19 protein-coding genes are annotated in these 19,327 nt (G+C 72.4%); 1 reads left to right on the forward strand and 18 read right to left on the reverse strand.

The features are described from left to right. Positions 1-12: 12 nt before the first annotated feature. The 10 genes from AMK19_RS20170 to AMK19_RS20210 all read right to left on the reverse strand — a co-directional run bounded on the left by AMK19_RS20170 (position 13) and on the right by AMK19_RS20210 (position 12,176). The gene (locus AMK19_RS20170; RefSeq protein ID WP_073813627.1) at positions 13-1,473 is read right to left on the reverse strand and encodes a glutamate synthase subunit beta; all 1,461 of its coding nucleotides are present in this window, start codon (positions 1,471-1,473) and stop codon (positions 13-15) included. After that, entirely contained in the window at positions 1,466-6,124 is a 4,659-nt protein-coding gene (gene gltB, locus AMK19_RS20175; RefSeq protein ID WP_073813629.1) for a glutamate synthase large subunit, read from the reverse strand. The genes AMK19_RS20170 and gltB overlap by 8 nt, the downstream gene beginning before the upstream one ends. Positions 6,125-6,553: 429 nt before the next feature. Then, a complete protein-coding gene (locus tag AMK19_RS20180) occupies positions 6,554-7,294 on the reverse strand; it encodes a VIT1/CCC1 transporter family protein (RefSeq protein ID WP_073813631.1) in 741 nt (246 codons plus the stop codon). A gap of 184 nt (positions 7,295-7,478) precedes the next feature. Then, on the reverse strand, positions 7,479-8,459 hold the full coding sequence (gene lgt / locus AMK19_RS20185; protein ID WP_073813633.1) for a prolipoprotein diacylglyceryl transferase: 981 nt from the start codon (positions 8,457-8,459) through the stop codon (positions 7,479-7,481). A 90-nt stretch (positions 8,460-8,549) separates the two neighbouring features. Continuing rightward, positions 8,550-9,407, reverse strand: a complete 858-nt coding sequence (locus AMK19_RS20190; RefSeq protein ID WP_073813635.1) for a DsbA family protein — start codon at positions 9,405-9,407, stop codon at positions 8,550-8,552. A 60-nt stretch (positions 9,408-9,467) separates the two neighbouring features. Then, complete coding sequence (locus AMK19_RS20195) at positions 9,468-9,980, reverse strand: MauE/DoxX family redox-associated membrane protein (RefSeq protein WP_083647111.1); 513 nt, start codon at positions 9,978-9,980, stop codon at positions 9,468-9,470. A 129-nt stretch (positions 9,981-10,109) separates the two neighbouring features. Then, complete coding sequence (locus tag AMK19_RS36060; RefSeq protein ID WP_158071930.1) at positions 10,110-10,280, reverse strand: hypothetical protein; 171 nt, start codon at positions 10,278-10,280, stop codon at positions 10,110-10,112. 179 nt (positions 10,281-10,459) lie between these two features. Continuing rightward, positions 10,460-10,849 carry a roadblock/LC7 domain-containing protein gene (locus AMK19_RS20200; RefSeq protein ID WP_073813637.1) on the reverse strand — a complete coding sequence of 130 codons (390 nt, stop codon included), beginning with the start codon at positions 10,847-10,849 and terminating at the stop codon, positions 10,460-10,462. Further along, positions 10,846-11,820 carry a hypothetical protein gene (locus AMK19_RS20205; RefSeq protein ID WP_073813640.1) on the reverse strand — a complete coding sequence of 325 codons (975 nt, stop codon included), beginning with the start codon at positions 11,818-11,820 and terminating at the stop codon, positions 10,846-10,848. The genes AMK19_RS20200 and AMK19_RS20205 overlap by 4 nt, the downstream gene beginning before the upstream one ends. Continuing rightward, positions 11,817-12,176 (reverse strand): hypothetical protein, encoded by a 360-nt coding sequence (locus AMK19_RS20210; protein WP_073813642.1) that lies wholly within the window; start codon positions 12,174-12,176, stop codon positions 11,817-11,819. The genes AMK19_RS20205 and AMK19_RS20210 overlap by 4 nt, the downstream gene beginning before the upstream one ends. Positions 12,177-12,319: 143 nt before the next feature. On the opposite strand from AMK19_RS20210, the gene AMK19_RS20215 reads away from it, so the two are divergent. Next, positions 12,320-12,685, forward strand: a complete 366-nt coding sequence (locus AMK19_RS20215; protein ID WP_073813644.1) for a hypothetical protein — start codon at positions 12,320-12,322, stop codon at positions 12,683-12,685. A gap of 320 nt (positions 12,686-13,005) precedes the next feature. Here AMK19_RS20215 and trpA read toward each other — a convergent pair whose 3' ends face one another. From trpA to AMK19_RS20250, 8 genes are all read right to left on the reverse strand, one after another. Next, the gene (gene trpA / locus AMK19_RS20220; protein WP_073813646.1) at positions 13,006-13,815 is read right to left on the reverse strand and encodes a tryptophan synthase subunit alpha; all 810 of its coding nucleotides are present in this window, start codon (positions 13,813-13,815) and stop codon (positions 13,006-13,008) included. A 2-nt stretch (positions 13,816-13,817) separates the two neighbouring features. Continuing rightward, positions 13,818-15,050 carry a tryptophan synthase subunit beta gene (gene trpB / locus AMK19_RS20225; RefSeq protein WP_073813648.1) on the reverse strand — a complete coding sequence of 411 codons (1,233 nt, stop codon included), beginning with the start codon at positions 15,048-15,050 and terminating at the stop codon, positions 13,818-13,820. A 55-nt stretch (positions 15,051-15,105) separates the two neighbouring features. Then, positions 15,106-15,255, reverse strand: coding sequence for a tryptophan biosynthesis modulator TrpM (trpM, locus tag AMK19_RS38645; protein WP_443135027.1), 150 nt, complete (start codon positions 15,253-15,255; stop codon positions 15,106-15,108). 10 nt (positions 15,256-15,265) lie between these two features. Further along, positions 15,266-16,078, reverse strand: coding sequence for an indole-3-glycerol phosphate synthase TrpC (trpC, locus tag AMK19_RS20230; protein WP_073813650.1), 813 nt, complete (start codon positions 16,076-16,078; stop codon positions 15,266-15,268). A gap of 140 nt (positions 16,079-16,218) precedes the next feature. After that, positions 16,219-16,653, reverse strand: coding sequence for a DUF2752 domain-containing protein (locus AMK19_RS20235; protein WP_241844492.1), 435 nt, complete (start codon positions 16,651-16,653; stop codon positions 16,219-16,221). Positions 16,654-16,747: 94 nt separating this feature from the next. Further along, on the reverse strand, positions 16,748-16,996 hold the full coding sequence (locus tag AMK19_RS20240; protein ID WP_073813653.1) for an HGxxPAAW family protein: 249 nt from the start codon (positions 16,994-16,996) through the stop codon (positions 16,748-16,750). 136 nt (positions 16,997-17,132) lie between these two features. Beyond that, complete coding sequence (locus AMK19_RS20245; protein WP_073813655.1) at positions 17,133-17,732, reverse strand: TIGR02234 family membrane protein; 600 nt, start codon at positions 17,730-17,732, stop codon at positions 17,133-17,135. Between the two features lie 55 nt (positions 17,733-17,787). Beyond that, positions 17,788-19,290 (reverse strand): anthranilate synthase component I, encoded by a 1,503-nt coding sequence (locus AMK19_RS20250; RefSeq protein ID WP_073813657.1) that lies wholly within the window; start codon positions 19,288-19,290, stop codon positions 17,788-17,790. Positions 19,291-19,327 lie beyond the last annotated feature (37 nt).

Below are 19,327 nucleotides of genomic sequence, written 5' to 3' on the forward strand. Positions count from 1 at the left end.
GTGGGGTGGTGGTCAGACCACCAGGGGACGGTCGGTCGGCTTGATCGGGGCGGGGAGCGGTGTCTTGCCACCCAGGTACGTGTCGACCGCCGCAGCGGCCGAACGGCCCTCCGCGATCGCCCAGACGATCAACGACTGACCGCGACCGGCGTCACCGCAAACGTACACCCCGGGGACGTTGGTGCCGAACTTGCCGTCCCGGGCGACGTTCCCGCGCGGGTCGAGCTCGACGCCGAGCTGCTCCACGAGACCGTTCTTGACGTCCGTCCCGGTGAAGCCCATGGCCAGGGTGACCAGTTGGGCGGGGATCGCCTTCTCGCTGCCCGGCACCGGCTCGAACTTGCCGTCCTTGAAAGCGACCTCGACGAGGTGCAGCTCCTGCACGTTCCCGTCCTCGTCGCCCGCGAAGTGCGTGGTGGAGACCGAATAGACCCGCTCCCCGCCCTCCTCGTGCGCCGAGGTGACCTTGTACGTCATCGGCATGGTCGGCCACGGCTGCCCGGCCGGACGCGCGTCCGACGGTCGCGGCATGATCTCCAACTGGGTGACGGAGGCCGCGCCCTGACGGTGCGCGGTGCCGACGCAGTCGGCGCCGGTGTCGCCGCCGCCGATGACGACGACGTGCTTGCCCCTGGCCGAGATCGGGGAGTCGACGTAGTCGCCCTCCTGGACCTTGTTGGCCAGCGGCAGGTACTCCATCGCCTGGTGGATGCCGTTCAACTCCCGTCCGGGGACGGGCAGATCACGCGCGGTGGTGGCGCCGGCCGCGATCACGACGGCGTCGAAGCGCGAACGCAGGTCCTGCCCGGTGAGGTCGACGCCGACCTCGACGCCGGTGCGGAAGCGGGTGCCTTCCGCGCGCATCTGCTCGATGCGGCGGTTGATGTGGCGCTTCTCCATCTTGAACTCGGGGATGCCGTAGCGCAGCAGTCCGCCGATCCGGTCGGCCCGCTCGTACACGACGACGGTGTGCCCGGCCCGGGTGAGCTGCTGGGCGGCGGCCAGGCCGGCCGGGCCGGAGCCCACCACGGCGACGGTCTTGCCGGAGAGCCGCTCCGGGACCTGCGGGGTGACGCCGCCCCGGTCCCAGGCCTTGTCGATGATGGTGACCTCGACGTTCTTGATGGTCACCGGGTCCTGGTTGATGCCGAGCACGCACGCCGACTCGCACGGAGCCGGGCACAGCCGGCCGGTGAACTCCGGGAAGTTGTTGGTGGCGTGCAGCCGCTCGATGGCGCCGACGAAGTCGTCCCGGTAGGCGAGGTCGTTCCACTCGGGGATGAGGTTCCCGAGCGGGCAGCCGTTGTGGCAGAACGGGATGCCGCAGTCCATGCAGCGGCCGGCCTGCTTGCTGATGATCGGAAGGAGGCTGCGCTCGACGTAGACCTCGTTCCAGTCGCGCAGTCGCACGTCCACCGGACGGCGCTCCGCCAGCTGCTTGGGCGTGGTCAGGAAGCCCTTGGGGTCAGCCACGTGCCGCCTCCATCATCTTCGCGGTGGTGTCGGCCTCGGAGAGGCCATCGCGCTCAGCGGCGTCCTTGGCGGCGAGCACTGCCTTGTAGTCGGTCGGCATGATCGTGGAGAAGCGGGAGACCCCGCTGCCCCAGTCGGCCAGGAGCTCGGCGGCGACGGTGGAGCCGGTCTCCTCGTAGTGCTGCTGCACGGTCTCGCGCAGCCATTCGCGGTCGGCGGCGGAGGGGGCCTCGATGCCCACCATGCCGCTGTTGACGTTGGCGGGGCGCAGGTCCAGCACGTAGGCGATGCCACCGGACATGCCCGCCGCCAGGTTGCGGCCGGTCTCGCCGAGGACGACCACCCGGCCGCCGGTCATGTACTCCAGGCCGTGGTCGCCCACGCCCTCCACCACCAGGGTGGCACCGGAGTTGCGGACGGCGAAACGCTCACCGGCCTTGCCGCGCAGGTGGATCCGGCCCGCGGTGGCACCGTAGCCGATGGTGTTGCCGGCGATCACGTGGTGCTGCGCGTCGGCGCCGATCGCGGCGGCGTCCCGGGCGGGACGGACCACGATGACGCCGCCGGACAGGCCCTTGCCGACGTAGTCGTTGGCGTCGCCCTCCAGCCGCAGCGTCACGCCCCGGGGGACGAAGGCGCCGAACGACTGGCCGGCCGAGCCGGTGAAGGTGATGTCGATGGTGCCTTCGGGCAGGCCCTCGCCGCGGTACTTCTTGGTCACCCGGTGGCCGAGCATGGTGCCGACGGTGCGGTTGACGTTGCGGATCGGCAGCTGGATGCGGACGGCGTCGCCGCGCTCCAGGGCGTCCTCGGCGAGCTCGATCAGCTGGTTGTCGAGGGCCTTGTCGAGCGCGTGGTCCTGCTCGACGGTGCGGTGCAGGGCCGCGCCCTCGGGCAGTTCGGGGACGTGGAACAGCGGGGCGAGGTCGAGCCCGGCGGCCTTCCAGTGGTCGATCGCGGCGCGCGCGTCGATGTGCTCGGCGTGGCCGACGGCCTCCTCGATCGAGCGGAAGCCCAGCTCGGCGAGGATCTCGCGGACCTCCTCGGCGATGAACTCGAAGAAGTTGACCACGAATTCGGGCTTGCCGGTGAAGCGCTCGCGCAGCACCGGGTTCTGCGTGGCGACGCCGACCGGGCAGGTGTCGAGGTGGCAGACCCGCATCATGATGCAGCCGGAGACCACCAGCGGGGCGGTCGCGAAGCCGAACTCCTCGGCGCCCAGCAGGGCGGCGATGACCACGTCGCGGCCGGTCTTCAGCTGGCCGTCGGTCTGCACGACGATGCGGTCGCGCAGGCCGTTGAGCAGCAGGGTCTGCTGGGTCTCGGCGAGGCCGAGCTCCCAGGGGCCGCCCGCGTGCTTCAGCGAGGTCAGCGGGGAGGCGCCGGTGCCGCCGTCGTGCCCGGAGATCAGGACGACGTCCGCGTGCGCCTTCGACACACCGGCGGCGACGGTGCCGACGCCGACCTCGGAGACCAGCTTCACGTGGATGCGGGCGTCCGGGTTGGCGTTCTTCAGGTCGTGGATCAGCTGGGCGAGATCCTCGATGGAGTAGATGTCGTGGTGCGGCGGCGGGGAGATCAGGCCGACGCCCGGGGTCGAGTGCCGGGTCTTCGCCACCCACGGGTAGACCTTGTGGCCGGGCAGCTGGCCGCCCTCGCCGGGCTTGGCGCCCTGGGCCATCTTGATCTGGATGTCGTCGGCGTTGACCAGGTACTCGGAGGTGACGCCGAACCGGCCGGAGGCGACCTGCTTGATCGCCGAGCGGCGCTCCGGGTCGTGCAGGCGCTCCGGGTCCTCGCCGCCCTCGCCGGTGTTCGACTTGCCGCCGATCCGGTTCATCGCGATCGCGAGGGTCTCGTGCGCCTCCATCGAGATGGAGCCGTAGGACATCGCGCCGGTGGAGAACCGCTTGACGATCTCGGAGACCGGCTCGACCTCGTCGACGGAGATCGGGGCCCGGCCGAGGCCGTCCAGCTGGAACAGGCCGCGCAGCGTCATCAGCCGCTCGGACTGGGCGTTCACCCGGTCCGTGTACTGCTTGAAGACGTCGTAGCGCTTGGTGCGGGTGGAGTGCTGGAGCCGGAACACCGTCTCCGGGTCGAACAGGTGCGGCTCGCCCTCGCGGCGCCACTGGTACTCGCCGCCGATCTCCAGCGCGCGGTGCGCGGCGGAGATGCCGGACGCCGGGTACGCCTTGGCGTGCCGGGCGGCGGTCTCCTTGGCGATCTCGTCGAGGCCGATGCCGCCGAGCTTGGTGGTGGTGCCCGCGAAGTAGGCGTTCACCAGCTCCTGGGACAGGCCGATCGCCTCGAAGACCTGCGCGCCGCGGTAGGAGGCGACGGTGGAGATGCCCATCTTGGACATCACCTTCAGCACGCCCTTGCCGAGCGCCTTGATCAGGTTCTTGATCGCCTTCTCGGGCTCCGCGCCCTTGACGCTGTGCGGACTGGAGAGGGCCCCCTGCGTGACCAGGTCCTCGACCGACTCCATCGCCAGGTACGGGTTGACCGCGCCGGCGCCGTAGCCGATCAGCAGCGCGACGTGGTGCACCTCGCGGACGTCACCGGCCTCGACCAGCAGCGACACCTGGGTGCGCTGCTTGGTGCGGATCAGGTGGTGGTGGATGGCGGAGGTGAGCAGCAGCGACGGGATCGGCGCGTGCTCGGCGTCCGAGTGCCGGTCGGACAGCAGGATGATCCGGGCGCCGTCGGCGATCGCCGCGTCGGCCTCGGCGGCGATCTCGGCGAGCCGGGCGGCGAGGCCCTGACCGCCGGTGGCGACCTTGTACAGGCCGGAGAGCGTGACGGCCTTCAGGCCGGACTGGTCGCCGTCCGCGTTGACGTGGATCAGCTTGGCCAGCTCGTCGTTGTCGATCACCGGGAAGGTGATGCCGACCGAGCGGCAGTGCGCCGGGGTGGCGTCCAGCAGGTTGCCCTCGGGGCCGAGGTTGCTGTGCAGCGAGGTGACCAGCTCTTCGCGGATGGCGTCCAGCGGCGGGTTGGTGACCTGGGCGAACAGCTGGGTGAAGTAGTCGAACAGCAGCCGCGGCTTCTCGCTGAGCGCGGCGATCGGCGAGTCGGTGCCCATCGAACCGAGCGCCTCGGCACCGGACTTGGCCATCGGCGCGAGGATGACCCGGAGCTCCTCCTCGGTGTAGCCGAAGGTCTGCTGACGGCGCGTCACCGAGGCGTGGGTGTGGGCGATGTGCTCGCGCTCGGGGAGCTTGGCGAGCTGGATCTGCCCGGCGGCGACCCACTCCTCGTAGGGGTGCTCGGCGGCGAGCGAGGCCTTGATCTCCTCGTCCTCGACGATCCGGTGCTCGGCGATGTCGATCAGGAACATCCGGCCGGGCTGCAGACGGCCCTTCTTGACGACCTTGTCCTGCTCGATGTCGAGCACGCCGACCTCGGAGGAGAGGACGACCAGGCCGTCCTCGGTGATCCAGTACCGGGCGGGGCGCAGGCCGTTGCGGTCGAGGACGGCGCCGATCCGGGTTCCGTCGGTGAAGGTGACGCAGGCCGGGCCGTCCCAGGGCTCCATCAGGTTGGAGTGGTACTGGTAGAACGCGCGGCGGGCCGGGTCCATGGTGGCGTGGTTCTCCCACGCCTCCGGGATCATCATCAGCACCGCGTGCGGCAGCGAGCGTCCGCCGAGGTGGAGCAGCTCCAGCACCTCGTCGAAGGACGCCGAGTCGGAGTGGTCCGGGGTGCAGACCGGGAAGATCCGGCTCAGGTCGCCGGGGATCAGGTCGGTGGCGAGCTGGGACTCCCGGGCGGTCATCCAGTTGCGGTTGCCCTTGACCGTGTTGATCTCGCCGTTGTGCGCGACGAAGCGGTACGGGTGGGCCAGCGGCCAGCTCGGGAAGGTGTTGGTGGAGAACCGCGAGTGCACCAGGCCGATCGCGGAGGCGTAGAGCCGGTCCGACAGGTCGGGGAAGAACGGCTCCAGCTGGCCGGTCGTCAGCATGCCCTTGTAGACCAGGGTCCGGGCGGACAGCGACGGGAAGTACACCCCGACCTCCCGCTCGGCGCGCTTGCGCACCACGAAGGCGACCCGGTCCAGCTCGATCCCGGCCCGCTCGCCGCTCTCACCGGCGGGCGCCGACGCCAGGCTGTGCTCATCCGAAGGCGCTGACGCGAGGAAGAGCTGCCGGAAGCGCGGCATGACCGAGCGGGCGGTGCTGCCCAGCAGCTCCGGGGCGGTGGGGACGTCGCGCCAGCCGAGGACGGTCAGGCCCTCCTCGGCGGCGATCGCGCCGATCCGGGCGACGGCGGCGGCGTCCGCCGCGTCGTCGTCGGGCAGGAAGGCGATGCCGACCGCGTAGGAGCCGGCGGCGGGGAGTTCGAAGTCGACCCGGGAGCGCAGGAAGGCGTCCGGGATCTGGGTGAGGATGCCCGCGCCGTCACCGGAGTCGGGCTCGGCGCCGGTGGCGCCGCGGTGCTCCAGGTTGCGCAGTACGGTCAGCGCCTGCTCGACGATCCTGTGGTCGGCGATGCCGGTGAGCGTGGCCACGAAGCCGACGCCACACGCGTCGTGCTCGTTGCGCGGGTCGTACAGACCCTGGGCCTGGGGACGCGCGTCCGGAACGAGGGCGTAGGGGCCGGCGGCCTGGTTGCCCTCGGGGCCGGAGTGCAGGGATGCAGACAGCATCGGCTCTCCCGTCGTCGTGTATCTGTTGCTTCATGCAAAGGGACGACGTTGGCCCTGATGCGATTTGTCGGTGCAGGTTACATGATGCCGGTGATCCCGGGTAGCGGAATCCTGCGTCCACATCGCGGACGCAAACCCCAGGTCAAGGGGCCGATGGAGGGTAGGCGCAGCGTCGCGCGTCCAGACCAGTGTGCCCGGGCACCAGGGGGTCGAAACAGGGGCGAAACACCCTCGGAACGACCCCCTCCGGAGGCCGGCCTGGGATTCCCCGACCGGAGCGCAGATCGCGGTTGGGATTGTGCGGGTCGACGACCGGATGCTGAGACTAGGGCAAGGCGGGGCACGCTGCCCATGTGTGGAACATCACGCACCGGAGCGCATAACCATGCAGAAGCCTGGGTGTTCGTACAGGGCCGTCCGGAGGCCCGGTCAGCCGATCGCCCCGCCGATCAGGCGGCCCAGCAGGAAGGTGACGGCCGCGGCCGCGGCGCCCAGCGACAGCTGGCGCAGGCCGCTGAACCACCAGGTGCGGGCGGTCACCCGGGCCACCGCGGCGCCGCAGCCGAACAGGCCGAGCATCGCCAGCAGCGCGGCCGGCCACAGCATGGTGGCGCCGAGCAGGTAGGGCAGCACGGGCAGCAGCGCACCCAGGGCGAAGCAGCCGAACGAGGAGACGGCGGCGACCAGCGGCGAGGGCAGGTCCTCCGGGTCCACGCCGAGCTCCTCGCGGGCGTGCACCGCGAGCAGGGTGTCCGGGTCGGCGGACAGCTGGCGGGCGACCTCCATGGCCAGCTCCGGGTCCACGCCCTTGGCCACGTACAGCTGCGCCAGCTCGGCCAGCTCGCCCTGCGGGTTGCGCCGCAGCTCGATCCGCTCGGCCTCCAGCTCGGCCTCCACCAGCTCACGCTGGGACGCCACCGAGGTGTACTCCCCCACCGCCATGGAGAACGCGCCAGCCGCCAGGCCGGCCAGTCCGGTCAGCACCACGGTGCTCGGCTCGGCGGCGCCGCCGACCACGCCGGTCATCAGCGCGAAGTTGGACACCAGGCCGTCCACCGCGCCGAACACGGCCGGCCGCAGCCAGCCGCCGTTGACGTCCCGGTGGTGGTCGGCGGCGGGTATCCGCGGCTGCGAGTTGTCGGTGTGCTGGTCCGCGATGACGGCGCTCATGCTGTCGGCCTCCCCTTCCGGGCACGGCGAAGAACCCCCTGCCGGGTTCCGGACGGGCTGCTCGTGCCTCTCGAAACTAGCCGTTTGACCTGCGAGTTTCCAGCAAAGTAAGCCTGCCCAAAGGCAGTTGGGGCCGCCCCGCCGATGCTGGCGGAGCGGCCCCGGGCCGGGTCAACTGCCGTGGTCAGGAGGACTTTTCGGAGTCCTGGACGTCCTTGGTGTCCTTGCCGTCCTTGCCGTCCGGCTTGTCCTCCGGGCCCTTGCCGTCCTTCGGCGTCTCGTCGGTCGAGACGTCCGCAGCCACGGCCACGGCCGCGGCCTCGGCGCGCTCGCGGGTGGCCTGCGGGTCGATCTCGTCCGGGTCCTCGCGGCCGGGGCGCAGCCGGGCGGAGACCACCAGGTAGACCACCGCGCCGATGAAGACGAGGATCGCCACCCAGTCGTTCAGCCGCAGGCCGAAGAAGCGGTGCGCCTCGTCGATCCGCAGCCACTCGGTCCAGAACCGGCCGACCGTGTAGGCGGCGACGTACAGCGCGAAGGCCCGGCCGTGGCCGAGGGTGAAGCGCTTGTCGGCCCAGATCACCAGCACCGCGACCAGCACGCACCAGAGCGACTCGTACAGGAAGGTCGGGTGGTAGATGCCGGTGACGACCTCGCCGTTGGGCAGGGTCTTGTCGATCTCCAGGCCCCAGGGCAGCGTGGTGGGCTTGCCGTACAGCTCCTGGTTGAACCAGTTGCCCCAGCGGCCGATGGCCTGGGCGAGCGCGATGCCGGGGGCGAGCGCGTCGGCCCAGGCGGGCAGCGGGACGCCGCGGCGGCGGGCGCCGATCCAGGCGCCGACCGCACCGAACGCGATGGCCCCCCAGATGCCGAGGCCGCCCTCCCAGATCTTCAGCGCGTCGAGCGGGTGCTTGCCCTCGCCGAAGTACAGCTGGTTGTCGGTGATGACGTGGTACAGCCGGCCGCCGACCAGGCCGAACGGCACCGCCCAGACCGCGATGTCGCCGACGGTGTGCTTGCCGCCGCCGCGGGCGACCCAGCGCCTGCTGCCGAGCCACACGGCCACGACGACACCGATGATGATGCAGAAGGCGTAGGCGCGCAGCGGGATGGGCCCCAGGTACAGGACGCCCCGCGACGGGCTCGGAATGTATGCGAGATCCATGACACCCTCGACGCTACCGTGTCCCGCCGGTCGTACCCGCACCGGAGCGGGTCACGGAAGCGTCACTCTCCCGGTCGAGTCCTCCGGCGGTCAGGGCGAGGGCGAGGTGTTGGTCTCGGCGGCGGTCGAGCTGGGCGCCGGGCTCTGCCCGTGCGAGCCGGGGGTGCCGAGCTGCTTGCCCTGGTTGGCCTCGTCCACCCACTTGACCAGGTTCTCCGGGCTGATCTGCTCGTCGCCCTTCTTCGGGTAGATCGGCTGGCCGTTGAGCAGCACCGTGGGCGTGGACTTGAAGCTGGACTTGTCGAAGTCCTGCTGCACCGCGGAGACCCAGCCGCCGAAGGTGTTGGTGTTGACGCAGGACTGGAACTCGGGGTTGTCCAGGCCCGGGACCTGCTTGCCGAGGTCGATCAGGGTCTGCTTGTTCCCGAAGGTGTCCTCGGTCTCGCCGGGCTGGTTGCGGTACAGCACGTCGTGGTAGTCCCGGAAGTGCCCGGCGTTCTGCGCGCAACCCAGCGCGTTGGCACCGTACTTGGAGCCGTTGCCGCCCAGCGAGCGGTCGATGAACGAGACGATGTGGTAGTTGACGAAGATCTTGCCGGCGTCCTCCAGCTGGTCGACGGTCGGCGAGAAGGTGCGCTCGAAGCTGCCGCAGGCCGGGCAGCGCGGGTCCTCGTAGACGGTGAGGGTGGACGGGGCGTTGTCGGCGCCGACCGGGATGATCAGATTCTTGTCGCCGATGGTGCCGGCGGGGGCGGCGGTCGGCGTCTCCGGCTTGGAGCGCTGGTTCTGCACCACCACGCCGACCACCACGGCGGCGGCGATCACGGCGATCACCGCGCCGCCGACCACCACCTTCTTGTTCCGCTTCGCCCGGGCCTCCTGGCCCGCCCGTTCCTCCAGCATCCGCTCACGGGCGCTGCGCTTGCCTTCTCGGTTCTTGTCGCTCATGAGGTCTTCTGCCATGGTCCAGGGGTCGGTTCTCTTCGATGGGTGGGCGGGACGGGCGGGTCAGGCGGCCAGCCAGGCGTCCGCGGAGAGCTTGGTGCGGGGGCGGAAGATCAGCCACGCCGACAGCAGCAGGAAGCCGGTGTCGCGGAGGATCTCCTGCAGGTACTTGGTCTGCGACTCGTCCACCGTGCCGCCGCCGCCGAAGCAGCCGCAGTCGATCGAGATGCCGCGCGCCCAGGCGGAGGAGATGCCGGCGATGAACACCAGCAGCAGCGTCGCGGAGATCAACGCCACCACCCGGGTGCCGAGGCCGATCACCAGCAGGACGGCCAGGGCGAGTTCGAGGAACGGCAGCCCCCAGCCGACCGGCTTCACCAGCGACTCCGGCAGGATCTCGTAGGCCCGCACGGCCTGCGCCGCCTCCGCCGGGTCGGAGACCTTCGCCAGGCCGGCCCAGCCCCACACCACGGCCAGGCCCAGCCGCACCGCCAGCCCGAACCACTCCGCCGCCGGCCCGTCCACCACCCGGCGGAACCCGCCCACCCGGTCGTGTTCGGCCTGCTGACTGGCCATCAGTTCCCCCTCGGGTGCGCTCCACCGTTTCCTGCCTGATGAACCGTAGGGGATGAGGTGTGGTTCCTCCATATTCGCCAGTTACGCCGGACGAGTGACGTTATATGGTCGTACGTCCGATTCTTCGGATCATCGCCCCGGCGGTCCGCACTCCGCCTCCGACTGCTGGCACACCACCGCCCGCTCCGCGCCCCGGCGCGCCAACTCCCGTTCCACGCCGCCGGTTCCGACCAGTGCGGCGGCCAGCGCCAGGCCGGCCGCCAGCGCCCGCAGCAGGACCGCCTTGTGCACCCGAGCCATCCGCACGCCCTTCCGCCGACGAACCGCCTTCCCCGGTCAACGGCGGCGGACGGCCCCACGTACCAGGCGGCCGGAGATTTCACCCGTACCGGTGACCGGCCGTCCGACGGACGGCAGAACGCCGAACGGGGCCCCGGCCACGGCCGGGGCCCCGTTCGGAGCGAGTGCGCGACGCGGTCCTAGACGGCGGGGACCGCCCCGAAGAGTTCGCCCAGCCGGCGGATCGTCGCGGGGGACTCGCGGTACAGGCCGGCCAGGTCCAGGCCCTCGTCGCCCAGGATCATCAGCAGCGCCCGGTCGCCGATCGCCAGCACCACGACGTAGCCGCCGTTGCAGCGGGTGACGACGTCGCGCAGGCCCCCCAGGCCGACCTCGGCGGCGGTGCGCTGCCCGAGACCGAGCATGGCGGCCGACAGCGCGGCGGCCGACTCGGGGTGGACGGCTGCCGTGTCGGCGGCCACCAGCAGGCCGTCGGCGGTCGAGACCACACTCTCGGCGATCCCCATGACCCGTTCACGGAGGGACTTCAGCTGGGCCAGGACTGCGGCGGGCGACGTCTGACTGCTCATGGTGCGCTCTTCTCGGTCTTCTCGGTCTGCCAGGTCGATTCGGTGGGCACGGGCGGTGCGGCCTGCGCGGACGGCCCGGTCCGCTCGGCCCGGCGCTCCGGCGTCCCGTCCGCGCCGACCGGGGCGCGACGCCCCGGAATCCGGCGCGGCAGTGGTCCGGTGACGCCCGGCGGCGGTCCGGCGGGCGGCGTGCGCAGACCGATGGCCGGTCCGCCCGGGGCGGCGGGCGCCGGCTCCCGGTGGAGCAGGTGCCGGGCGTCCATCCGGACCAGGTCGAGCATCACCGCGAACACCCCGCGCCCGAGGGCGAATCCGAGGTCGCGGGCGGTGCGTCGGCCGGTGGCCGCGGCCAGCAGTTCCCGGTACCGGGCCGGAATCCCCGCCGTCGCCGCCCCGGCCTGCCCGGCGGGGCGAATCCGGACCCGGGCCAGTGCGCCGGGCGGACTCCCGAGCCGGGTCAGCAGGGACACCCGCCGGGCGGTCTCCTCGAAGAGCCTTCGCGGTTCGATGCCCGGCCGCAGCGCGATCCGGGCGGGCGCGTCCGCCTCGGCGACCTGCCAGCCGCCGGGTCGGCTCAGCACCAGGGCGAAGGCCGCGTCGAAGAGGGCGGACGCGCAGACGGTCTCCAGTTCGGCGGCGCCGATCGTCCCCCGGGCCACCAGCACCGCGCCCAGGTCCCCGTGGGCGCCCGAGGGGAGGTCGGCCACCGCGGCCGTCCAGTCCGCCTCGGCGATCCGCCCGGACCTGAGCAGCAGTGTCCCGACGGCGGGGGCGCCGGGGGTCTCGATCGCGGTGATCAGCCCCCGCTCCAGGTGGATCGTGCCGCCGGGCGTGCTGGCGACGACGATCGAGCCGGTGAACTCCGCCTTGCGCAGCGTCAGCAGCAGGGCCGGAACATTGCGCGCGGCGGACGGGTCGGACGGGTCCGCGGACCGCCAGGACCGGTCGGCGCCGCCCGGGGCACCGGTCACGTCAGCAGGCCCTTGGCCAGGTCGGCGCTCTGCCGGATCGCCAGGGCCAGATTGGTGCGGGTACGGTCCAGCACGGTGGCCAGCAGCAGCGGGTCGCCCCGGCGCGGGACCAGCTGGACGACCTGGTGGTGGCGGGTGGTGGTGACCACCAGGCTCTCCAGCTCACCCGCGGCCCCGGCCGCACCGAGCCCTTCGCCGATCAGCGCCGCCAGTTCGGCGAGTTCGGCGCCCGTGCCCAGCGGCCGGTACTCCCCGACGGCGTGGTGGCCCAGGCCCGAAACGGCGTCGACGACGACGGCGCCAACCGTCCCGGGGGAATCGAGCACCTCGGAGAGGGACGCTTCGAGTGCGCGCACCAGTACCCCTTCGCTTTCCGAACTCCTGCGCAGCGTACTTTATTGCACGAATCCCGCACGATGCCCCGGGGCAACTCTTCTTGCTAACTTGTCCCCTGAACACGGGAGTTCTGCCCGGAATTCACGCAAAGGACGAACAGCTCATGAACATTGACAGCGCGCTCGCGGAGGCCATGGGCATCGAGGGTGCCATCGGGGTGGCCCTGGTCGACTACGAGAGCGGCATGTCACTCGGGTTCCTCGGCGGCAGCCAGCAGCTCGACCTGGAAATCGCGGCAGCCGCGAACACCGAGGTCGTCCGGGCGAAGATGCGGGCGCTGGCCGCGCTGTCGATCGACGAGACCATCGAGGACGTCCTGATCACCCTGAGCGGCCAGTACCACCTGATCCGCCCGCTGGCCAGCAGCCAGGGCTCGCTCTTCCTCTACCTGGCGCTGGACCGCTCGCGCGGCAACCTGGCGCTCGCCCGGCACGGCCTCAAGCGGATCGAGTCCTCCCTGGCGATCTAGTGTCGCGGCAGGCAGCCTTCGCCCCGTCGCGACGGGGCGAAGGCTGCCTGCCGCGACACTGGGGCCTGTCCGGTCGGACAGGCCCTGGGCCCGTTCTCCCGGGGCTTTCCCGGCAGGATCGGGCCGGGCAAAAGACCGGGCGGCGAAACAATGCGTGAGGGTCCGACTACTGCGGGCCAGATCGGGGAATTCCGGCCAGGAATTCCGCCGGCGCGGGCCGGGAAATGGCGTGACTTTCCGGTGACCGACCGTCATGTCCGCCCCGGTGTTCCGCCGTTCCCCTGCGGGGCGGTCGGCGGAACACCGGGGCGGCGGAGCCGTCAGCGGCGGCGGACGCCTGCGGCCAGGTCGGCGGCCAGCTCCCGGACGGCGGTCAGGCCGGCCTCCGGGTCGGCGGCCTCCAGCAGGCGCTTGACGAACGCGGAGCCGACGATCACGCCGTCCGCGAAGGCCGCGACCTCGGCGGCCTGCTCGGCGTTGGAGACGCCCAGGCCGACGCAGACCGGCAGCGGCGTGGCGGCACGGGTGCGGGCCACCAGGTCCTCGGCCAGGTTGCCGACCGCGGAACGGGTGCCGGTGACACCCATCACGGCGGCGGCGTAGACGAAGCCGGAGCCGGCCGCGGTGACCTCGGCCAGGCGGGCGTCCTTGGAGGACGGGGCGACCACGAACACGGTGTCCAGGCCGTGCTCCTCGGCGGCCTTGCGCCACTCCGCGGACTCCTCGACCGGCAGGTCGGGCAGGATGCAGCCCGCGCCGCCGGCCGCGGCCAGGTCGGCCGCGAACCGGGCCACGCCGTAGCGGTCGACCGGGTTCCAGTACGTCATCACCAGCACCGGCGTGGCCGGGTGGGCGGCGGCGACCTCGGCGACGGTGCGCAGCACGTCCTTGATCTTCACGCCGCCGCGCAGCGCGATGTCGTCGGCGGTCTGGATGACCGCGCCGTCCAGCACCGGGTCGGAGTGCGGCAGGCCGACCTCGACGACGTCGCAGCCGCCCTCGATCAGCGCGTTGATCGCGGCGATGCCGCCGTCGACGGTCGGGAAGCCGGCCGGCAGGTAGCCGATCAGGGCGGCCCGGCCCTCGGCCTTGGCGGCGGCGAGGGCGGTGGTGAGCTGGGTGTCGGCCATGATCAGTTGGTCCCCTCGGCGTCGTCGTAGAGGCCGAAGTACTCGGCTGCGGTGTGCATGTCCTTGTCGCCACGGCCGGAGAGCGAGACCAGGATGGTCGCCTCCGGGCCCAGCTCGCGTCCGAGTTCGAGCGCGCCGGCCAGGGCGTGCGCGGACTCGATGGCCGGGATGATGCCCTCGGTGCGGGACAGCAGCCGCAGCGCCTCCATCGCGGCCCGGTCGGTGACCGGACGGTACTCGGCCCGGCCGGTGTCCTTCAGCCAGGCGTGCTCGGGGCCGACGCCCGGGTAGTCCAGGCCGGCCGAGATCGAGTGCGACTCGATGGTCTGGCCGTCCTCGTCCTGCAGCACGTAGGTGCGCGAGCCGTGCAGCACGCCCGGGTCGCCCTTGGTCAGGGTGGCGGCGTGCCTGGGGGTGTCGGCGCCGTCGCCGGCCGCCTCGAAGCCGACCAGGCGCACGCCCGCGTCCGGGATGAACTCGTGGAAGATGCCCATCGCGTTGGAGCCGCCGCCGACGCAGGCGACCACCGCGTCGGGCAGCCGCCCGGTGCGCTCCAGCACCTGGCGGCGGGCCTCGACGCCGATCACGCGGTGGAAGTCGCGCACCATCATCGGGAACGGGTGCGGGCCGGCCACCGTGCCGAACAGGTAGTGGGTGGAGTCGACGTTGGCGACCCAGTCGCGGAACGCCTCGTTGATGGCGTCCTTCAGGGTGCGGCTGCCGGAGGTGACCGGGATCACCTCGGCGCCCAGCATCCGCATCCGGGCGACGTTCAGGGCCTGCCGCTTGGTGTCGACCTCGCCCATGTAGACGGTGCAGTCGAGGCCGAACAGCGCGCAGGCGGTGGCGGTGGCCACGCCGTGCTGGCCGGCGCCGGTCTCGGCGATGATCCGGGTCTTGCCCATCCGGCGGGTCAGCAGCGCCTGGCCCAGCACGTTGTTGATCTTGTGCGAGCCGGTGTGGTTGAGGTCCTCGCGCTTGAGCAGCACCCGCGCCCCGCCGGCCTCGGCGGAGAAGCGGTGGACGTCGGTCAGCGGGCTGGGCCGACCGGTGTAGTCCTTCAGCAGGGTGTCGAGTTCGGCGGCGAACGACGGGTCGGCCTTGGCCTTCTCGTACTCCTCGGCGACCTGCTCGACGGCGGCGACCAGCGCCTCCGGGATGAAACGGCCGCCGTAGGCGCCGAAGTAACCGCGAGCGTCCGGGACTTGGGTACCCGGAACGTTGAGCTCGGACATGGACAGTCCTCTGTCTGGAAGTGGACGGCGTGAAGATGGAACGGGCGGCGAGTGCTCAGCCGCGGGTTCCGCGCCATCGACGTCCGGGGACCTGTCCGGGCTCGCAGCCGATCACGTACCGCACCCGCCGCCCCAGCACCCGGCGTGCGGGCGCGCGGCAGCCGCGCGGGCGGCAGCCGGGGGCGAGGCGGACGGCGATCGACATGGCGGAGGGGTCAGCCCCGTCCGTTGTTGCGCAGCGCCGGGTGGGCGCCGGCGGCGACCAGGTCGGCGACGGCGGTCCGCGGGTCGCGGCCGGTCACCAGGGCCTCGCCGACCAGCACCGCGTCGGCGCCCTGGTTGGCGTAGGTGATCAGGTCGTGCGGGCCGCGCACCCCGGACTCGGCGACCTTGACGATGTGCGCCGGGATGGCGTCCACCACGTTGCCGAAGGTGTTCCGGTCGACCTCAAGGGTCTTCAGGTTGCGGGCGTTGACGCCGATGATCTTCGCGCCGGCGTCCACCGCGCGGGCGATCTCCTCCTCGTCGTGCACCTCGACCAGCGGGGTCAGCCCGATCGACTCGGCCCGCTCGATGAGCGAGACCAGCGCCGGCTGGTCCAGCGCGGCGACGATCAGCAGCGCCAGGTCCGCGCCGTGCGCGCGGGCCTCCCACAGCTGGTAGGCGGTGACGATGAAGTCCTTGCGCAGGATCGGGGTCTCGACCGCGGCACGCACCGTGTCCAGGTCGGCCAGCGAGCCGCCGAAGCGGCGCTGCTCGGTGAGCACGCTGATCGCGGCGGCGCCGCCGGCCGCGTAGTCGACCGCCAGCGCGGCCGGGTCGGCGATCGCCGCCAGCGCGCCCTTGGACGGGCTGGAGCGCTTGACCTCGCAGATCACCCGGACACCGTCGCCGCGCAGTGCGGCCACGCCGTCCTTCGCCTCGGGTGCCTTGGCGGCGAGCTCCTTGAGCTCGTCCAGGGAGGTCCGGGCCTGGCGCTCCGCGAGGTCCTGCCGGACCCCGTCGATGATCTCGTCGAGCACAGTCACGCGTGCGCCCCCATCGTGTATCGCTGGTGTGGCCGGGGGCACAGGTGCACGCCCTCGGCCTTTCGATGGTATCGGGCCCGGGGGGCGCACTGCGCATCAGTCCGGCGCACGTCTCGCTCTGCGGACCGTCCGAGGGCCGTTCACACCGCCGGGGGCGCGAGTCCGGCGCCGATCGGCAGGTTGCGGACCACCGCGAACACGGCCAGCGCGACCATCAGCAGCACGGTCTGCCGGCCGGTCAGCCGGACCCCGGCGGGGCGGCCGCGCACCGCCCGTACCGTCCAGCGCACCCACAGGGCCAGCGCGGCCAGCGCCAGCAGCGTCACCATCAGGTTGTCGTGGCCGGCGGTCAGCAGATCGCCCCTGGTCAGCGCATGCACGCAGCGCAGGCCGCCGCAACCGGGGCACCACCAGCCGGTGGCCTGCAGCAGCGGGCAGACCGGGTAGTGGCCGGGCGTGTTCGGGTCGACGGCGCCGACGAACGCGGTGGGCATCGCCACCGCGACCAGCGCCGCCAGCGGGCGGACCAGGCGGCGCGGTACCGAGCCGAAGTCAGGGGCGGCAGGAGCGTTCACGGGCACGATTGTGCCCGGGCCGACCCGGAACCCGTCCCGGAAAACGCCGAACGGCGGGCCGGGGGCCCGCCGTCCGTACCGTGCTCGACCGAGGTCAGGCCGCGGAGACCGCGGCGCGCTCCTCGGTGGTCACCGGCGCGAAGTTCTTGCTGGGCTGCTTGCCCATGCCTGCCATCGACATCGCCTTGCCGACCACGCCGCCGATCAGGACCACGGCGAGGCCCGCGATGGTCAGCACGACGTTCGGCATGATCATGGCCACGCCGGCCACGCAGAAACCGACGAAGGAAATGACCACGCCGGTCCACGCGGCGGGGTTGTGGCCGTGCGCTGCTGAAGCCATCTTGATGCTGCTCCTTGTTTCTCCTGGGCCCCGGTCGGGCGGTCCTGGGGGGCGTTCGCTCGACGGGTTGACGCTTCCATTGTGCCGGGCCGAACACGGCGTCCCCAAGCGGGGGCCGCCGTGGTCCCGAGCACACTCAGCCGGTCGGGTCCTCGCCGCGGTCCAGCGCCTTCCACAGGTCGGCGGGGCTGCCGCCGGCCGGCCCGGCCGGACGCCGCCGGGTCGGGGCCTCGTAACGGGCGCCCATGGCGGGCCAGTTCCGGCCGAACCGCACCGTCAGCACGCCGGCCGCGACCAGCAGCAGCCCGCCCGCCAGCGCCACCCACGGCCAGCCGGTGCGGGTGATCTGCTCGGCGTGCGCGCTGGCCAGCCCGAGCTGCCCGGCGGCGAGGTCGTGCAGGCCGGCGGTCTCGGTGCGGCCGATCAGCGCCCCGGCGACCGCGCCGATGCCCGCCAGCGCCATCAGCAGGCCCACCAGCATCCGGGCCCGGCCGCGCACCGCGAACACCGCGACGGCGGCGGCCATCGCCACCAGCGCCGTGCCGGTCGGCAGGCCGGTCAGCTTGCTGCCCGAGGCGGTGATCGCGATCCGGCCGCCGACCGAGCCGGGCGCGATCCCTTCCGCCCAGGTGCGGCCGGCGGCGGTCAGCACCAGGGTGGCGCCGAGCGCGGTCAGCAGCAGCATCAGCGCGAGGGTGCCGCGGGACGACGTGGGGGCGGGGGCAGTCTCACTCACCCGACCAGTGTCCCCGACCGCACGCCGACGCCCGCCACCGGGCCCCGGCGGCCGGTCAGCGCAGGGTGTTGGCGGCGGCGACCGCCCGCAGCACCGCCTTGGCCTTGTTGCGGCACTCGGTGTCCTCGGCGTGCGGGTCGGAGTCGGCGACCACGCCCGCCCCGGCCTGCACGTACGCGGTGCCGCCGCGGATCACCGCGGTGCGGATCGCGATCGCGGTGTCCGAGTCGCCCGCGAAGTCCAGGTAGCCGACGCAGCCGCCGTACAGGCCGCGCCGGGTCGGCTCCAGCTCCTCGATGATCTGCATCGCGCGCGGCTTGGGCGCACCCGACAGCGTCCCGGCCGGGAAGCAGGCGGTGAGCACGTCCAGCGCGCTGCGGCCCTCGGCGACCTTGCCGGTGACGGTGGAGACGATGTGCATCACGTGGCTGTAGCGCTCGACCGCCATGAACTCCACCACCTCGACCGAGCCCGGCGCGCAGACCCGGCCCAGGTCGTTGCGGCCCAGGTCGACCAGCATCAGGTGCTCGGCCCGCTCCTTCGGGTCGGCCAGCAGCTCGGCGGCCAGCTCGGCGTCCTCCAGCGCGGTCGCGCCGCGGTGCCGGGTGCCGGCGATCGGGTGCACCATCGCCTCGCCCTCGGCGACCTTGACCAGCGCCTCCGGGCTGGAGCCGACCACGTCGAAGCCGCCCTCCGCGCCGCCGTCCGGGCCGGGGAAGCGGAACAGGTACATGTACGGGCTGGGGTTGGTGGTGCGCAGAACGCGATAGACGTCCAGCGCGGACGCCTCGCAGGGCGCCTCGAAGCGCTGCGAGGGCACCACCTGGAACGCCTCGCCGGCCCGGATCCGCTCCTTCACCACCTCCACCGCCTTGCGGTAGGGCGCGCCGCCGAACGGCGAGTGCGCCTCCACCTCGGTCGGCGTCCAGGTGGCCAGGCCCGGCTCGACGGGGCGGCGCAGGTCGGCCTCCATCGCGTCCAGCCGGGCCACCGCGTCGGCGTGCGCCTCGTCCACGCCGGTCGCCAGGTCGTTGTGGTTGACGGCGTTGGCGATCAGCAGCACGGTGCCGTCGGAGTGGTCGAGCACCGCCAGGTCGGTGGCCAGCAGCAGCGTCAGCTCGGGCAGCTTCAGGTCGTCCGGGGTGAGGTTCGGCAGGTTCTCCAGCCGGCGGACCATGTCGTAGCCGAGGTAGCCGACCAGGCCGCCGGTGAGCGGCGGCAGGCCGTCGTCCGGGTGCCGGGGGGTGTGCAGGGCCGCCAGCGTGGCCCGCAGTACCTCCAGCGGGTCGCCGGAGGTCGGGATGCCGACCGGGGGCTCGCCCAGCCAGCGCGCGCCGCCGTCCGGCCCGACCGTCAGCGCCGCGCCGGAACGCACCCCGACGAACGAGTACCGGGACCAACTGCCCTGCTCGGCGGACTCCAGCAGGAACGTGCCGGGCCGCTCGGCCGCCAGGCTGCGGTACACGCCGATCGGAGTGAGGCCGTCCGCGAGGAGCCGGCGGGTGACGGGAATGACCCGGGTGTCTGCGGCGAGCGCGCGGAAAGCCTCAAGTTCCATGGGGCACCGATCGGTTGTGTCGGACGGATGTGTGGGA

Source organism: Kitasatospora sp. CB01950, from assembly GCF_001905465.1.
GTDB lineage: Bacteria > Actinomycetota > Actinomycetes > Streptomycetales > Streptomycetaceae > Kitasatospora.

What these genes read in the sequence shown, in the direction of transcription:
- gltB (WP_073813629.1), bottom strand. Translation starts at nt 6,124, where the DNA reads ATGCTGTCTGCATCCCTGCACTCCGGCCCCGAGGGCAACCAGGCCGCC.
- AMK19_RS36060 (WP_158071930.1), bottom strand. Translation starts at nt 10,280, where the DNA reads ATGGCTCGGGTGCACAAGGCGGTCCTGCTGCGGGCGCTGGCGGCCGGC.
- trpB (WP_073813648.1), bottom strand. Translation starts at nt 15,050, where the DNA reads ATGTCCGAGCTCAACGTTCCGGGTACCCAAGTCCCGGACGCTCGCGGT.
- AMK19_RS20195 (WP_083647111.1), bottom strand. Translation starts at nt 9,980, where the DNA reads ATGGCCAGTCAGCAGGCCGAACACGACCGGGTGGGCGGGTTCCGCCGG.
- AMK19_RS20215 (WP_073813644.1), top strand. Translation starts at nt 12,320, where the DNA reads ATGAACATTGACAGCGCGCTCGCGGAGGCCATGGGCATCGAGGGTGCC.
- trpM (WP_443135027.1), bottom strand. Translation starts at nt 15,255, where the DNA reads ATGTCGATCGCCGTCCGCCTCGCCCCCGGCTGCCGCCCGCGCGGCTGC.
- AMK19_RS20250 (WP_073813657.1), bottom strand. Translation starts at nt 19,290, where the DNA reads ATGGAACTTGAGGCTTTCCGCGCGCTCGCCGCAGACACCCGGGTCATT.
- AMK19_RS20200 (WP_073813637.1), bottom strand. Translation starts at nt 10,849, where the DNA reads ATGAGCAGTCAGACGTCGCCCGCCGCAGTCCTGGCCCAGCTGAAGTCC.
- AMK19_RS20190 (WP_073813635.1), bottom strand. Translation starts at nt 9,407, where the DNA reads ATGAGCGACAAGAACCGAGAAGGCAAGCGCAGCGCCCGTGAGCGGATG.
- trpA (WP_073813646.1), bottom strand. Translation starts at nt 13,815, where the DNA reads ATGGCCGACACCCAGCTCACCACCGCCCTCGCCGCCGCCAAGGCCGAG.
- AMK19_RS20240 (WP_073813653.1), bottom strand. Translation starts at nt 16,996, where the DNA reads ATGGCTTCAGCAGCGCACGGCCACAACCCCGCCGCGTGGACCGGCGTG.
- AMK19_RS20180 (WP_073813631.1), bottom strand. Translation starts at nt 7,294, where the DNA reads ATGAGCGCCGTCATCGCGGACCAGCACACCGACAACTCGCAGCCGCGG.
- lgt (WP_073813633.1), bottom strand. Translation starts at nt 8,459, where the DNA reads ATGGATCTCGCATACATTCCGAGCCCGTCGCGGGGCGTCCTGTACCTG.